The following is a 13,679-nucleotide window of genomic DNA, read 5'->3' on the forward strand; positions in this document are numbered from 1 at the left end:
GATGGCCTCTTCGCGAGCAAGCCCGCTCCCACATTTGATCGCATTTCAACTGAAGAAACTCGCTCGAATGTGGGAGCGGGCTTGCTCGCGAAGAGGCCCGAGCGCGCAATAAAAAACCCGCGCCTGTCACCAGAACGCGGGTTTCTTATTACCAGCAGCGATTACCGCTCCAGCAAGATCCGCAGCATGCGACGCAACGGCTCAGCCGCGCCCCACAGCAGTTGGTCGCCGACGGTGAACGCGCCCAGGTACTGCGTCCCCATGTTCAGCTTGCGCAGACGGCCAACCGGCACATTCAGGGTACCGGTCACCTTGTTCGGGCTCAGTTCCTGGATACTGATATCACGGTTGTTCGGCACCAGCTTGACCCAAGGGTTGTGCTGGCTGATCAGCCCTTCGATATCGGCGATCGGCACGTCTTTGTTCAGCTTGATGGTCAACGCCTGGCTGTGGCAACGCATGGCGCCGATGCGCACGCAGATACCGTCCACCGGGATCGGGCTCTTGAAGCGACCGAGGATCTTGTTGGTCTCGGCCTGGGCCTTCCACTCTTCACGGCTCTGGCCGTTAGGCAGTTCCTTGTCGATCCACGGGATCAGGCTGCCGGCCAATGGCACACCGAAGTTTTCGGTCGGGTAGGCCTCGCTGCGCATGGCCTCGGCCACACGGCGGTCGATGTCGAGGATCGCGCTGGCCGGGTCAGCCAGTTGATCGGCGACAGCGGCGTGGGTCGCGCCCATCTGCTTGATCAGTTCACGCATGTTCTGCGCGCCGGCACCGGAGGCCGCCTGATAGGTCATGGCGCTCATCCACTCCACCAGGCCGGCTTCGAACAAGCCGCCCAGGCCCATCAGCATCAGGCTGACGGTGCAGTTGCCGCCGATGTAGTTCTTGGTGCCCGCGTCCAGTTGCTGGTCGATCACCTTGCGGTTGACCGGGTCCAGCACGATCACCGCGTCATCCTGCATGCGCAGGCTGGAAGCGGCGTCGATCCAGTAACCCTGCCAGCCGGCTTCGCGCAGCTTGGGGAAGACTTCGCTGGTGTAGTCGCCACCCTGGCAGGTCAGAATGACGTCGAGGGTCTTCAGTTCTTCAATGTTGTAGGCGTCCTTGAGCGGAGCAATGTCCTTGCCCACGGACGGCCCTTGACCACCTACATTGGAGGTGGTGAAAAACACCGGCTCAATAAGATCGAAATCCTGCTCTTCCAGCATCCGCTGCATGAGCACGGAACCGACCATACCGCGCCAACCGATCAGACCTACACGTTTCATCGCAACTACACCTTGTTCAAAAGTGGGCCGCCTTGCAGCAACATCTGCAAGCGGGCCCGAGAGATTACAGATTCCGCAGCGCGGCGACTACTGCGTCGCCCATTTCTTGCGTACCGACCTTGGTGCAACCCTGGGACCAGATGTCGCCAGTGCGCAGGCCCTGGTCGAGCACCAGGCTCACGGCCTGCTCGATGGCATCCGCGGCGTCGGTCAGGTTGAAGCTGTAACGCAGCATCATCGACACCGACAAAATGGTCGCCAACGGGTTGGCAATGCCCTGCCCGGCGATGTCCGGCGCCGAACCGTGGCACGGCTCGTACATGCCCTTGTTGTTGGCATCCAGGGAGGCCGACGGCAGCATGCCGATGGAACCGGTAAGCATCGAGGCCTGGTCGGACAGGATGTCGCCGAACAGGTTGTCGGTGACGATCACGTCGAACTGCTTCGGTGCACGCACCAGCTGCATGGCGGCGTTGTCGACGTACATGTGGCTCAGCTCGACGTCCGGGTAGTCCTTGGCGACTTCCTCGACGATTTCACGCCACAGCTGGCTGGACGCCAATACGTTGGCCTTGTCCACCGAGCAGACCTTCTTGCCACGCACACGGGCCATGTCGAAACCGACACGGGCGATACGGCGGATTTCACTCTCGCTGTACGGCAGGGTGTCGTAGGCCTGACGCTCGCCATTCTCCAACTCGCGCACGCCCCGTGGCGAGCCGAAGTAGATACCGCCGGTCAGTTCGCGGACGATCAGGATGTCCAGGCCCGCGACGATTTCCGGCTTCAGGCTGGAAGCGTCCGCCAGTTGCGGGTAAAGGATCGCCGGGCGCAGGTTGCCGAACAGGCCCAGTTGCGCACGGATCTTCAGCAGGCCGCGCTCAGGGCGGATGTCACGTTCGATCTTGTCCCATTTCGGGCCACCCACGGCGCCCAGCAGCACGGCGTCGGCTGCGCGGGCACGCTCCAGGGTTTCGTCGGCCAGAGGCACGCCGTGCTTGTCGATGGCCGCGCCGCCGATCACGTCGTGGCTCAGTTCGAAGCCCAGGCTGTACTTGGCGTTAGCCACTTCCAGCACCTTGACCGCTTCGGCCATGATTTCCGGACCAATGCCGTCGCCAGGGAGAATCAGAATCTGCTTGCTCATGCGTTCCTCATTTCATCAAGCGACCCGCCCGTGGGCAGGTCGGGAAAAATTAATCAGCGTTCGGCCCACACCACCAGCACGTCGGTGCTGAAGGTGCCGTCGGCTTGAATCTCGAAGTAATCGCGCACTTCCTGGCCCATTGCCTTTTGCAGCTCCAGGATCGCGGCACGCAATACCTCTGGGGTGCGCATGCGCTCGACCCACGAGGTGTATTCCAGGCGCAGGCGCTGGCGGCTGCTGTTGCGCACATGCAAACCGGCTTCGCTGAGCTGGCGCATCCACTCGCCGGCGGAATAGTCACGCACGTGGCTGGTGTCGCGCAGCACTTCGACGGTTTGCAGGTAAGTGTCCAACAGCGGGCTGCCCGGTGACAAGACGTCCACGAAAGCGGCCACGCCACCCGGTTTGAGCACCCGGCGCACTTCACGCAGGGCCAGGCCCAGGTCGCTCCAATGGTGCGCCGAGTAGCGGCTGAACACGAAGTCGAATTCGCCATCGGCAAACGGCAGGCGCTCGGCGGCGCCGTGCACGGTGCGGATGTTGTCCAGGCCACGGTCCACGGCAGCGGCGGCCACCACGTCAAGCATCTGTTGGGACAGGTCGTACGCCACCACTTCTTTAACCAACGGTGCCACGTTGAAACTCACGTGACCGGCGCCGCAACCCAGGTCCAGCAGTCGTGCAGCGCCCTGCCCGGCCAGTTCGGCCTGGAGCAGCGCGAACTCGGTGCCTTGAGCATGTACTGCGCTGCTCAGGTAGGCCGAGGCCTGTTCGCCGAATTGTTTTTGCACGACTTGGGTGTGGGCAGTGCTGGTCATGATGATGTCCCTGGTTTTTGTGTTGCTGTTGCTGGCCCTTTCGCGAGCAAGCCCTCTCCCACATTCGACCGAGTTCCTTCAGTTGAAATGCAATCAAATGTGGGAGCGGGCTTGCTCGCGAAGGGGCCAGTCCGGTCTACATGGAATCAAGCGTCGCGAAACAACCAAGGCTGGCTGGCCCGGTGTTTGGTTTCAAACGCGGCAATCGCATCGCCGTCCTGCAAGGTCAGGCCGATGTCGTCCAGGCCATTGATCAGGCAGTGCTTGCGGAAGGCGTCCACTTCAAAGTGATACACCTTGCCGTCCGGACGGGTCACGGTCTGCGCCGCCAGGTCGATGGTCAACTGGTAGCCCACATCGGCTTCCACCTGCTGGAACAACTCATCCACTTCGGCATCGCTCAAGATGATCGGCAGCAAGCCGTTCTTGAAGCTGTTGTTGAAGAAGATGTCGGCGTAGCTCGGCGCGATGATGCTGCGAAAGCCATATTCTTCCAGGGCCCACGGCGCGTGCTCACGGCTGGAGCCGCAACCGAAGTTTTCCCGGGCGAGCAACACGCTGGCACCCTGGTAACGCTCGGCGTTGAGCACAAAGTCCTTGTTCAGCGGGCGCTTGGAGTTGTCCTGGTAGGCGTAGCCCACGTCCAGGTAGCGCCACTCGTCGAACAGGTTCGGGCCAAAACCGGTGCGCTTGATCGATTTCAAGAACTGCTTGGGAATGATCTGGTCGGTGTCCACGTTGGCACGGTCCAACGGCGCGACTAAACCGGTGTGTTGAGTAAAAGCTTTCATCGGGTATTCCTCAGATCAATTCGCGAACGTCGATGAAACGACCGTTGACGGCAGCCGCAGCAGCCATGGCCGGGCTGACGAGGTGGGTACGGCCACCGGCGCCCTGACGCCCTTCGAAGTTACGGTTGGAGGTGGACGCGCAATGCTCGCCCGACTCCAAACGGTCCGGGTTCATCGCCAGGCACATCGAGCAACCCGGCTCGCGCCATTCAAAACCGGCTTCGAGGAAGATCTTGTCGAGGCCTTCGGCTTCAGCCTGGGCCTTGACCAGGCCCGAACCTGGCACCACGATCGCCTGCTTGATGGTGGAGGCGACTTTGCGGCCCTTGGCGATCACCGCCGCAGCGCGCAAATCCTCGATCCGCGAGTTGGTGCAGGAGCCGATGAATACGCGATCCAGCTGGATGTCGGTAATCGCCTGATTGGCTTTCAAGCCCATGTACTTCAAGGCGCGCTCGATGGAACCACGCTTGACCAGGTCGGTTTCCTTGGCCGGGTCCGGCACGTTCTGGTCAACGGCCAACACCATTTCCGGCGAAGTGCCCCAGCTGACTTGCGGCTTGATCTGGGCGGCATCGAGAGTAACCACGGTGTCGAACACCGCATCGGCGTCGGAAACCAGGTCTTTCCAGGCTTCGACAGCGGCGTCCCAATCAGCACCGGCAGGTGCGAACGGGCGACCCTTGACGTAGGCAATGGTCTTTTCGTCCGCCGCCACCATGCCCACGCGGGCACCGGCTTCGATGGACATGTTGCAGATGGTCATGCGGCCTTCGATGGACAGGTCGCGAATCGCGCTGCCGGCGAATTCGATGGCGTGGCCGTTACCGCCGGCGGTGCCGATCTTGCCGATCACGGCGAGGACGATGTCCTTGGCAGTGACGCCGAAAGGCAACTCACCTTCCACCGACACCAACATGTTCTTCATTTTCTTGGCGACGAGGCACTGGGTGGCGAATACATGTTCCACCTCGGAGGTACCAATACCGTGGGCCAGGGCGCCAAACGCACCGTGGGTAGAGGTGTGGGAGTCGCCGCAAACCACGGTCATGCCGGGCAAGGTAGCGCCCTGCTCCGGGCCGATCACGTGAACGATCCCCTGGCGCACGTCATTCATCTTGAATTCGGTGATGCCATATTCGTCGCAGTAATCATCGAGGGTCTGCACCTGGAGGCGCGACACGGTGTCGACGATGGCGTCGATCCCGCCTTTACGCTCCGGGGTGGTCGGCACGTTGTGGTCCGGGGTGGCGATGATCGAGTCGACGCGCCAAGGCTTGCGCCCGGCCAGTCGCAGGCCTTCGAACGCTTGGGGCGAGGTCACTTCATGGATGATGTGACGGTCGATGTAGATCAGCGACGACCCATCATCGCGCCGTTTCACTTCATGGGAATCCCAAAGCTTGTCGTAAAGCGTTTTGCCGGCCATCACGCGGTCCTCATCAGGTGTTTCTATGCCCCGGGCCTTGAACGATTCAATAACCCTTTGGCTTGTGAGGCTGATGGTATGGCGCTACATTAAATAACTCAAATTCATATTTTTTATGCTTTGGATTACCAACTGGAATAGAACAATGGACTTGGCCAACCTCAATGCCTTTATCGCCATCGCCGAGACCGGCAGCTTCTCCGGTGCCGGTGAACGCCTGCACCTGACCCAACCGGCCATCAGCAAGCGCATCGCCGGCCTGGAGCAACAATTAAAGGTGCGCCTGTTCGACCGGCTGGGGCGTGAAGTCGGCCTCACCGAAGCCGGACGGGCGCTGCTGCCCCGGGCGTATCAGATTCTCAATGTACTGGACGACACCCGCCGCGCCCTGACCAACCTGACCGGCGAGGTCAGCGGTCGTCTCACCCTGGCCACCAGCCATCACATCGGCCTGCACCGCTTGCCACCGGTCCTGCGCACGTTCACCCGGGAATACCCGAATGTCGCGCTGGACATCCAGTTTCTTGACTCGGAAGTGGCCTACGAAGAAATCCTCCATGGCCGCGCCGAAGTGGCCGTGATCACTCTGGCGCCGGAACCCCACACGCTGGTGCGGGCCACCCCGGTGTGGGACGACCCACTGGATTTCGTGGTGGCGCCGGAACACAGCCTGATCAGCAACGGCAGCGTCAGCCTGGCGGACATCGCCCGGCACCCGGCGGTGTTTCCCGGCGGCAACACCTTTACCCACCATATCGTGCAGCGGCTGTTCGAGGCCCAGGGCCTGACGCCAAACATCGCCATGAGCACCAACTACCTGGAAACCATCAAGATGATGGTCTCCATTGGCCTTGCCTGGAGCGTGTTGCCGCGCACCATGCTCGATGACCAGGTGGCACGCATCGCTTTGCCGGGCATACAGCTCAGTCGCCAGCTAGGCTATATCGTGCACACCGAAAGGACGCTGTCGAACGCTGCGCGGGCTTTCATGAGCCTATTGGATGCACAGGTCGATCTGCCAGGGAATCAGGCTTGAATCGCCGTGGCCCGTAGACCGTGGAACCCGCGCCGAACGCCCATCGAGCCAAGGCCCTTTGATAATGCGCAACCCCGTCGATACCGTGCCACCCCTGCCCCGCATCTACGCCCTGGACCCACAGGAGGCGGAGCAAAGCTGGGACAGCGCGCCGCAACTGCTGGCGGCGCTCAACGCTGCCCGGCTGGGCGCCTGGAGCTGGGAAATCGATACCGGCCGGATCAGCTGGTCCCGAGGCACTCAGGCCCTGTTCGGCTTCGACCCGCGCCAGCCGCTGCCTGAAGACCTGGAGTACCTGGACCTGCTGGCCCCCGAGGACCGCGCCAAGGTGGTCCGGGCCTTTCATGCGGTGCTGGCCGGCGAACCCGCTGTCCAGGCCATGCACCACCGTATCCAATGGCCCGATGGCAGCCTGCACTGGCTGGAAATCAACGGCAGCCTGCTACCGGACAAGGCCGGGCGTCGTCGAATGATCGGGGTGATCCGCGAAATCACCCACCAGCGCGAGCGCGAACACGCCCTCAGCCATTCGGAAAAGCGCTTCGCCACCCTGTTCCATTTGTGCCCGCTGATGGTCCTGCTGACCCGCCAGGCGGACGGCCTGATCAGCGAAGCCAACCAGTATTTCGAAAGCCTGTTCGGCTGGCCGTTGGCCGATGCCATTGGCCGCAGCACATTGGAGCTGGGCCTCTGGGTACACCCGGAACAACGCGCGCATCTGGTCAAGGCCACCCAGCGCAAAGGCGCCCCCATCACCATGGAAGTGCAGTTTCGCGCCAGCAACGGGCAGGTCCACGATGGCACCCTCAGCGCCCAGAAAGTCGAGCTGGACGGCGAGGACTACCTGATCAGCACCTTCCTCGACACCACCGAGCGCAAGAATGCCGAGCAGGCCCTCAAGGACAGCCAGGAACGCCTGGACCTGGCCCTGGACTCGGCGCAACTGGGCACCTGGGACTGGCACATCCCCAGCGGCATGCTCTATGGCTCGGCCCGCGCCGCCCAACTGCACGGGCTGGAACCCCAACCGTTCCACGAATCCTTCGAGGCCTTCTTTGAAGGCATGCCCCAGGAAGAGCGCGAGAGCATGCGCAACGCCTACCGCACCCTGCGCGAAGGCCCGGCGGGCAACTACCAACTGACCTACCGCGTGCAACTGGAAGACGGCAGTTCGCGCTACCTGGAAAGCCGCGCCCGCCTGTATCGCGATGACACGGGCGTACCGTTGCGAATGGCCGGGACCCTGCTCGACATCACCGACCAGGTTGAACGGGAGCAGCGCCTGATCGCATCCGAAGAAAAATTCGCCAGCCTGTTCCTCGCCAGCCCCGACCCGATCTGCGTGACGCGCCTGGAGACCGGCCAGTTTATCGAGATCAACCCGGCCTTCACCCAGACCTTCGGCTGGACCGCCGCCGAGGTGCTCAACAACAACGCCGAGCAGATCGGCTTGTGGGAGGAGTCCAGCCAACGCCTGCAGCGCATCGAGCAGGTGATCCGCGAACAATCCCTGAGCAACGTGGCAATCACCGTTCATCACAAGAACGGCCAGACCCTGAACTGTGTAATATCCAGCCGCCTGATCCAGGTCAGCGACCAACCCTGCATCGTCACCACCCTGCGGGACATCACCCAACAGCAACGCTCGGAAGCGGCGCTCAAGGCCAGCGAAGAGAAATTCGCCAAGGCCTTTCATTCCAGCCCCGATGCGGTGTCGATCACCGAGCGCGATACCGGGCGCTACGTGGAGGTCAATGACGGCTTCTGCCGCCTCACCGGCTACCGCGCCGAAGAAGCGATCGGCCTGACGCTGTACCAGATCGGCATCTGGGCCGATGAAAACCAGCGCGCGGCGTTATTGGCCGAGCTGCAGATCAAGGGCCGCATTCATCACCTGGAAATGCTCTGGCACAACAAGCGCGGCGAAGTGCTGGCAGTTGAAGTGTCGGTGGAGCCCATCACCCTCAATGAAACCCCCTGCCTGTTGCTGACCGCCCGGGACGTCAGCCTGCTGAAAAACGCCCAGGCGCAGATTCGCCACCTGGCCTATCACGACCCGCTGACCAACCTGCCCAACCGCGCCCTGCTGATGGACCGCCTGAGCCAGCAGATCGCCCTGCTCAAGCGCCACAACCTGCGGGGCGCCCTGCTGTTTCTTGACCTGGACCACTTCAAGCACATCAACGATTCCCTCGGCCACCCGGTCGGCGACACGGTGCTGAAGATCGTCACTGCACGCCTTGAAGCCAGTGTGCGCATGGAAGACACCGTGGCACGCCTGGGCGGCGATGAGTTTGTGGTGCTGCTCAGCGGCCTGGAAGGCACGCGCCCGCAAGTCAGCACTCAGGTCCAGGAGCTGGCCGATACCCTGCGCGAACTGTTATCCGAACCGATGTTCCTGGATGGCCACCGCCTGCAAGTCACCCCGAGCATCGGCGTGGCGCTGATCCCCGATCACGGCTCAACCCCGGCCGATTTGCTCAAGCGCGCCGACATCGCCCTGTACCGGGCCAAGGATTCAGGGCGCAACACCATCCAGATGTTCCACAACAGCATGCAGAAAACCGCCAGCGAGCGGCTGCGCATGGAAACCGACCTGCGCCTGGCCCTGTCCCGCGGCGAGTTCAGCGTGCATTACCAACCCCAGGTGGATGCGCGCGGCAACACCATCGTCGGCGCCGAGGCCCTGGTGCGCTGGCAACATCCGCAGTTGGGCGCACAGTCCCCGACGGAATTCATCAAGGTCCTGGAAGACAGCGGCCTGATCCTTGAAGTGGGCACCTGGATCCTCGACGAAGCCTGCAGCACCTTCGCGCAGTTGATTGCCGAGGGGCTGGTAGACCCGCTGAACTTCAGCCTGTGCGTCAACATCAGCCCGCGGCAGTTTCGCCAGAATGATTTTGTCGAACGGGTAGAACGCAGCCTGCGCACCCACCACCTGCCTTATACCCTGCTGAAGCTGGAAATCACCGAAGGCATCGTGATCCAGAATCTGGACGACACCATCAGCAAAATGCGCCGCCTGAAAAAGCTCGGCGTGAGTTTTGCGATGGATGATTTCGGCACCGGCTATTCGTCGCTGACCTACCTCAAGCGCCTGCCGGTGGATGCGCTGAAGATCGACCAGTCGTTTGTGCGCGACGCCACCCATGACCCCAACGATGCGGAGATCATCCGTGCCATTGTGGCCATGGCGCGCAGCTTGAACCTGGACGTCATTGCCGAAGGAGTGGAAACCCCTGAGCAACTGGCGTTTTTGCAGGGGCTTGGGTGTCATTTGTATCAGGGGTATCTGCACAGTCGGCCCTTGCCGGTGGAAGGGTTCAGGCAGGTACTGAAGCGAATGCCCCAGGCCACTTCATCGGAATAAGTTGCACCGGATTTTCCTGATGGGCAGCTGCTTTTTGAGCCTGTAGGTTCAAGTGCTTTCCATTTTCGGGCACACCTACCATGCAGGATGCAAAGCACTCCCCGGCGCTGCTGGGCGGCGCCTCGAGATAACCGGCGCCAGGGTTGATGGACACCATGGGAGCAGACAGGGCATACAGCCAATGCTGTTGAATTTCATCCATGAGCAGGAGGTTCCAGAGTCGATGAGAGTAGCCCAGGCCAACTACCTATGCGGACACAGATTGCAAGGCATATGCAGCCGGCCACCATCGGACTTGTCTTTTCTGCGCGCAGAAAAAAGACCACGAGATCTCGTGGCCTGTGTTTCTCAAACTTTGCACCTTTGAACCTAAACCAGCGTTAGCGCGGTGCCCTCTTCATCCATCCAGCTTGATGATTTCAGTGGGTGTTTATACCCGTAATCATCAAAAGCCCCATCAACGACGACAACAGAATGCATGAAGTTCGCCAACGTGCCGGTTGCACCATCTGCCAGCGCCTGGACGCTGCTGCTTCGGGTAAAGGCGAACAAACCCAGGCGCCGCAGTGCATCACCGGGGGTCTCGCCATCATTGAGCGTGCTCATCGCCGCTTCAAAGCTCTCGCCGGCACGAAACTCGTGGTTCTCCATTTGCGCCCGCTTGGCGCTGACGGCGTACAGGAAATTCGCATCCTTGAGCAGGCCGGCGTCGGTGCCTTTGAAATTCGAGTGTTCGCGGGCTGTTTTCAGTTCTGCATAGGTCAAGCTGACCTTGCTGGAGTCGCGCATCGTCACGGTATAACCGTCGCGGGTCTCGGTGATGTTTTTATAGATCCCCCGGGGACTTTGCCCATACTTCATCATCGCCGCCTTGATCGCCGATACCGTGACACAGTTCCCCTCGACGCCTTGATAGAATCCACGCCAGATATCCCCAGGCTTGACCCCGACCGGCACATTGGAAATAGGCAGGGGCCGCGAGCTTGAACCAACGGGCACTCCGTCCGGTACCTCCTCGGCGAGCATGTAGCCATAAGATTTGACGATAGATGGCTTGTCACCATTGCTGTGCTGCAGGCCATCCAGTACCAAGGCACTCGAATAGCCAAAAGTACTGACCACCCCCACCGCGCCCTGCTCCTGCATCTTGGCGGGTGGCACGATGCGCAAGAAGCCAGTCATGCCCAAGCCCTTCAACACGCGGTATTCCGTATCGCCTTTGAGCGTGTTCGATAAAACCTTTTCAAACGATGCCCCAGGGGCCTGGTCACCGCGGGTCATCTGCTTGCGCTTCGTGTACGCCGCCAGCATGAAGTTGGCCTGCTTCACCGCGTCGGGGTTGTTCCCAGCGAATCGCGAGGCCGTGGTCGCTTGCTGCAACTCTTGCCGGGAAAAATGCAGTTCGAAACCGTCCTTCATCGTGATGTCATAACCGTCTCCCGCCGGGGTGACTTTCTCGAACATATCCGTGGCGTCTGGACCAAACCTCATCATCATCATTTTTATGACGCAGGCATGGCTGCTGCCATCAACAACCTCACCGAATCCTCGCTCGGCCGCGTTAAATCCGCTGAGAATGTCAACGGGCTTGCGGCCACGCCGGGTGGACGGCGTATCGACGAGGGGAACATCGACCGGAGCAACCGGCACATCCCGCTTGACCGGCTTAGCCGTTTGCCCCTCCTTGTCCAGCACGTAGACGTAGGGACGGTCGGGGCGATATTGACGGTCAAACCGATGCGCCACCCCATCCCGAATCAACGCGGCACCGAAGTTATGCGCCTCCATGACGCCGACGGAGTTCTTGCCGACGAGTTGCTCCGAAGGGATCTGCTGCATAAAACGGCCCATGCCCATGCCCTTGAGCAGGTTCGATGCAGTCTCACCCTGTAAGGACGTGGTCAAGGCCGCGTTAAAGCTGCTGCTGATACGGCTGTCGGAACTGGACAATTGTTTGCGCTTGACGAAGACAGCCAATGCGAAATTCGCGTTTTCCACTGTACTGGCATCACCACCGACAAATCTCGACGCTGAGGCAGTGCCATGCACTTCATGATCGGAAACATGCAACTTATAACCGTCTTTCAGCGTAACGTCATACCCCGAGCCAACGCGCTTTACTTCATCAAATAGATCAGCGCGCGCAGGACCGAAGGTCGATATCATCATCTGGATAACAGCAGAGTGGCTGCTCGTATCAAAATGCTCACCGAACTGTCGCTCGGTAGAATTCAAAGTACTTACACTGTCGACGGATTTATTTTCACCCCCGTATACACGCGCAGGATGATGGACCGCCGTACTCATTGCATAACCCGTATTCATCGTAATCATGGAGCACTCCTTTAAAGGGCGAACACACAATAGCCCGTGGTAAACGCTGCCACCTGCACGTTGCGTTCAGGCATAAAAAGAAAGTGCATGAACACGGCATACAGTATTTTCTGCACGCGATGAACTGCACTCAGTCAGATAATAAGTTCAACAAGATCTAGTTATAGATTTAACGTGTTGCGCAGCAACGATCATCTTCTTATTGTTTTATGGACGGCCCGTTAGCCAACCAATGCAATAGCCCGTCCAAACCGCGGTCTTCCCGCTTTAGTCCCATACATCTCCTCACACCCATCAACCACTGCTACAGAGTGCCTGCTCCTGTTGACCATACCGATCAATGATTTATCAGCAAACGCACTGACCGGAACTTCTTTCATATGCTGGCGCAAGCCCAGACGCTTGAAGCCTTCCCCGGGCCCCGTTTCGTCCTCACCGTCGTTGAGGCTGTTTATCGCGGATTGAAAGCTCCTGCCTGCAGTCCCGTCATTGTTTTCCAGCATCGCTCGCTTGGCGCTGACGGCAAATAGAAAGTGCGCATCCTTGAGCATGCCGGGATCGCGCATCGGGACAAACTTCGAGCCACGCCTGGCCTGGGCCAATTCATCCTTGCTCAAATCCAGCGCGTACCCGTCACGCATGACAATGTGATAGCCATCACCCTTGGCTTGAACAGACTTGAAGATATCGGTCGGGCTTTGACCGAACTTCGCCATCGCCGCCTTGATCGCCGAAATGGTCACGCAATTACCGTCAGGGCCCTGGCGAAAACCGTTCCATATATTTGCCGGCTTGGCGCCGTTGCGCTTATCGGACAGATCAGGAAGCGGCTGCGGTGTTGGATCCGGCAGGGGTGCATCCGGCTTGGGCAGCACTGCCGGCGGGGGCGCAGGCGTTACCTTGGTCGCCACTGTATTCGCCAGGTCCTTGCCCGCCAGCAGGCCTTGCAACTGTGTAAAAAACTGGGTGAACAGTTCGAGGAGCTTTGCTAACAGCGGGGTGTCGCTGGCTGTGTTCCCAACGGTACTTTGATCGTTATTACCGAACGATGAGAGGACTTGGTTATTAACGAATACCGGCTGCACGGGAACCGATCGTCCTGGTGTGTTGCCGGTTTGCGAATGTTGATAATAGTTTCTGACCGCGCCCGCATTATTGATTTCTGAACAAGACATATAACCATCCTTCATCAAGGGCCCCCCGACGTTTTTTATCGGGAGCGCCTTGTTGAAAAAAACTGAGGAAGTGGCCGACTTACCTGCTTATCCGGCGGCCGGGATTAAACCGCCAGTCGTTGTCGAACGCTCGACGCCTGCCGCTGGTTTCGAACTCAAAGAAATCCTCAGACGGCCCTGGCGAAGTGATGTCCGGCTCCGGCTTATCCGGCTTCGGAGTATCTGGTTTAGGCGCATCCGGCTTCGGTGGGACCGGAGCGTCTGGCTTCGGCGGGACCGGTGCAACGGGCTTCGGCGGAACTGGC

Annotated in this window: 9 protein-coding genes; 2 read left to right on the forward strand and 7 right to left on the reverse strand. The window is 60.3% G+C overall.

Translation table 11 applies throughout. The annotated features are described in order from the left end of the window. Nucleotides 1-161 precede the first annotated feature (161 nt). The 5 genes from asd to leuC all read right to left on the reverse strand — a co-directional run bounded on the left by asd (nt 162) and on the right by leuC (nt 5,459). Nucleotides 162-1,274 (reverse strand): aspartate-semialdehyde dehydrogenase, encoded by a 1,113-nt coding sequence (gene asd, locus HX869_RS26555; protein ID WP_010175747.1) that lies wholly within the window; start codon nt 1,272-1,274, stop codon nt 162-164. Between the two features lie 64 nt (nt 1,275-1,338). Beyond that, nucleotides 1,339-2,421, reverse strand: coding sequence for a 3-isopropylmalate dehydrogenase (leuB, locus tag HX869_RS26560; RefSeq protein WP_003212664.1), 1,083 nt, complete (start codon nt 2,419-2,421; stop codon nt 1,339-1,341). Nucleotides 2,422-2,474: 53 nt separating this feature from the next. Continuing rightward, on the reverse strand, nt 2,475-3,239 hold the full coding sequence (locus HX869_RS26565) for a class I SAM-dependent methyltransferase (protein ID WP_003212662.1): 765 nt from the start codon (nt 3,237-3,239) through the stop codon (nt 2,475-2,477). 146 nt (nt 3,240-3,385) lie between these two features. Continuing rightward, nucleotides 3,386-4,030: a 3-isopropylmalate dehydratase small subunit gene (gene leuD / locus HX869_RS26570; RefSeq protein WP_003212660.1), complete on the reverse strand. Its 645-nt coding sequence runs from the start codon at nt 4,028-4,030 to the stop codon at nt 3,386-3,388. Between the two features lie 10 nt (nt 4,031-4,040). Then, nucleotides 4,041-5,459 carry a 3-isopropylmalate dehydratase large subunit gene (leuC, locus tag HX869_RS26575; protein ID WP_008438759.1) on the reverse strand — a complete coding sequence of 473 codons (1,419 nt, stop codon included), beginning with the start codon at nt 5,457-5,459 and terminating at the stop codon, nt 4,041-4,043. Between the two features lie 145 nt (nt 5,460-5,604). Here leuC and HX869_RS26580 point away from each other — a divergent pair, with 145 nt between their 5' ends. Both HX869_RS26580 and HX869_RS26585 read left to right on the forward strand, forming a co-directional pair. Further along, the gene (locus HX869_RS26580) at nt 5,605-6,495 is read left to right on the forward strand and encodes a LysR family transcriptional regulator (RefSeq protein ID WP_003212656.1); all 891 of its coding nucleotides are present in this window, start codon (nt 5,605-5,607) and stop codon (nt 6,493-6,495) included. Between the two features lie 64 nt (nt 6,496-6,559). After that, complete coding sequence (locus HX869_RS26585) at nt 6,560-9,865, forward strand: bifunctional diguanylate cyclase/phosphodiesterase (protein WP_003212653.1); 3,306 nt, start codon at nt 6,560-6,562, stop codon at nt 9,863-9,865. Nucleotides 9,866-10,234: 369 nt separating this feature from the next. Here HX869_RS26585 and HX869_RS26590 read toward each other — a convergent pair whose 3' ends face one another. Together HX869_RS26590 and HX869_RS26595 are read right to left on the reverse strand one after the other, a co-directional pair. Beyond that, nucleotides 10,235-12,199 carry a hypothetical protein gene (locus HX869_RS26590; RefSeq protein ID WP_178903906.1) on the reverse strand — a complete coding sequence of 655 codons (1,965 nt, stop codon included), beginning with the start codon at nt 12,197-12,199 and terminating at the stop codon, nt 10,235-10,237. Between the two features lie 221 nt (nt 12,200-12,420). Continuing rightward, nucleotides 12,421-13,374, reverse strand: a complete 954-nt coding sequence (locus HX869_RS26595) for a hypothetical protein (RefSeq protein WP_218646339.1) — start codon at nt 13,372-13,374, stop codon at nt 12,421-12,423. Between the last annotated feature and the right edge of the window lie 305 nt (nt 13,375-13,679).

The organism is Pseudomonas sp. P7779, assembly GCF_013386315.1.
In the GTDB taxonomy this organism is placed as follows: domain Bacteria; phylum Pseudomonadota; class Gammaproteobacteria; order Pseudomonadales; family Pseudomonadaceae; genus Aquipseudomonas.

Excerpts from the sequence above, each read along its gene's own strand:
- asd (WP_010175747.1), bottom strand. The coding sequence starts at position 1,274 with ATGAAACGTGTAGGTCTGATCGGTTGGCGCGGTATGGTCGGTTCCGTG.
- leuB (WP_003212664.1), bottom strand. The coding sequence starts at position 2,421 with ATGAGCAAGCAGATTCTGATTCTCCCTGGCGACGGCATTGGTCCGGAA.
- HX869_RS26565 (WP_003212662.1), bottom strand. The coding sequence starts at position 3,239 with ATGACCAGCACTGCCCACACCCAAGTCGTGCAAAAACAATTCGGCGAA.
- leuD (WP_003212660.1), bottom strand. The coding sequence starts at position 4,030 with ATGAAAGCTTTTACTCAACACACCGGTTTAGTCGCGCCGTTGGACCGT.
- leuC (WP_008438759.1), bottom strand. The coding sequence starts at position 5,459 with ATGGCCGGCAAAACGCTTTACGACAAGCTTTGGGATTCCCATGAAGTG.
- HX869_RS26580 (WP_003212656.1), top strand. The coding sequence starts at position 5,605 with ATGGACTTGGCCAACCTCAATGCCTTTATCGCCATCGCCGAGACCGGC.
- HX869_RS26585 (WP_003212653.1), top strand. The coding sequence starts at position 6,560 with ATGCGCAACCCCGTCGATACCGTGCCACCCCTGCCCCGCATCTACGCC.
- HX869_RS26590 (WP_178903906.1), bottom strand. The coding sequence starts at position 12,199 with ATGATTACGATGAATACGGGTTATGCAATGAGTACGGCGGTCCATCAT.
- HX869_RS26595 (WP_218646339.1), bottom strand. The coding sequence starts at position 13,374 with ATGTCTTGTTCAGAAATCAATAATGCGGGCGCGGTCAGAAACTATTAT.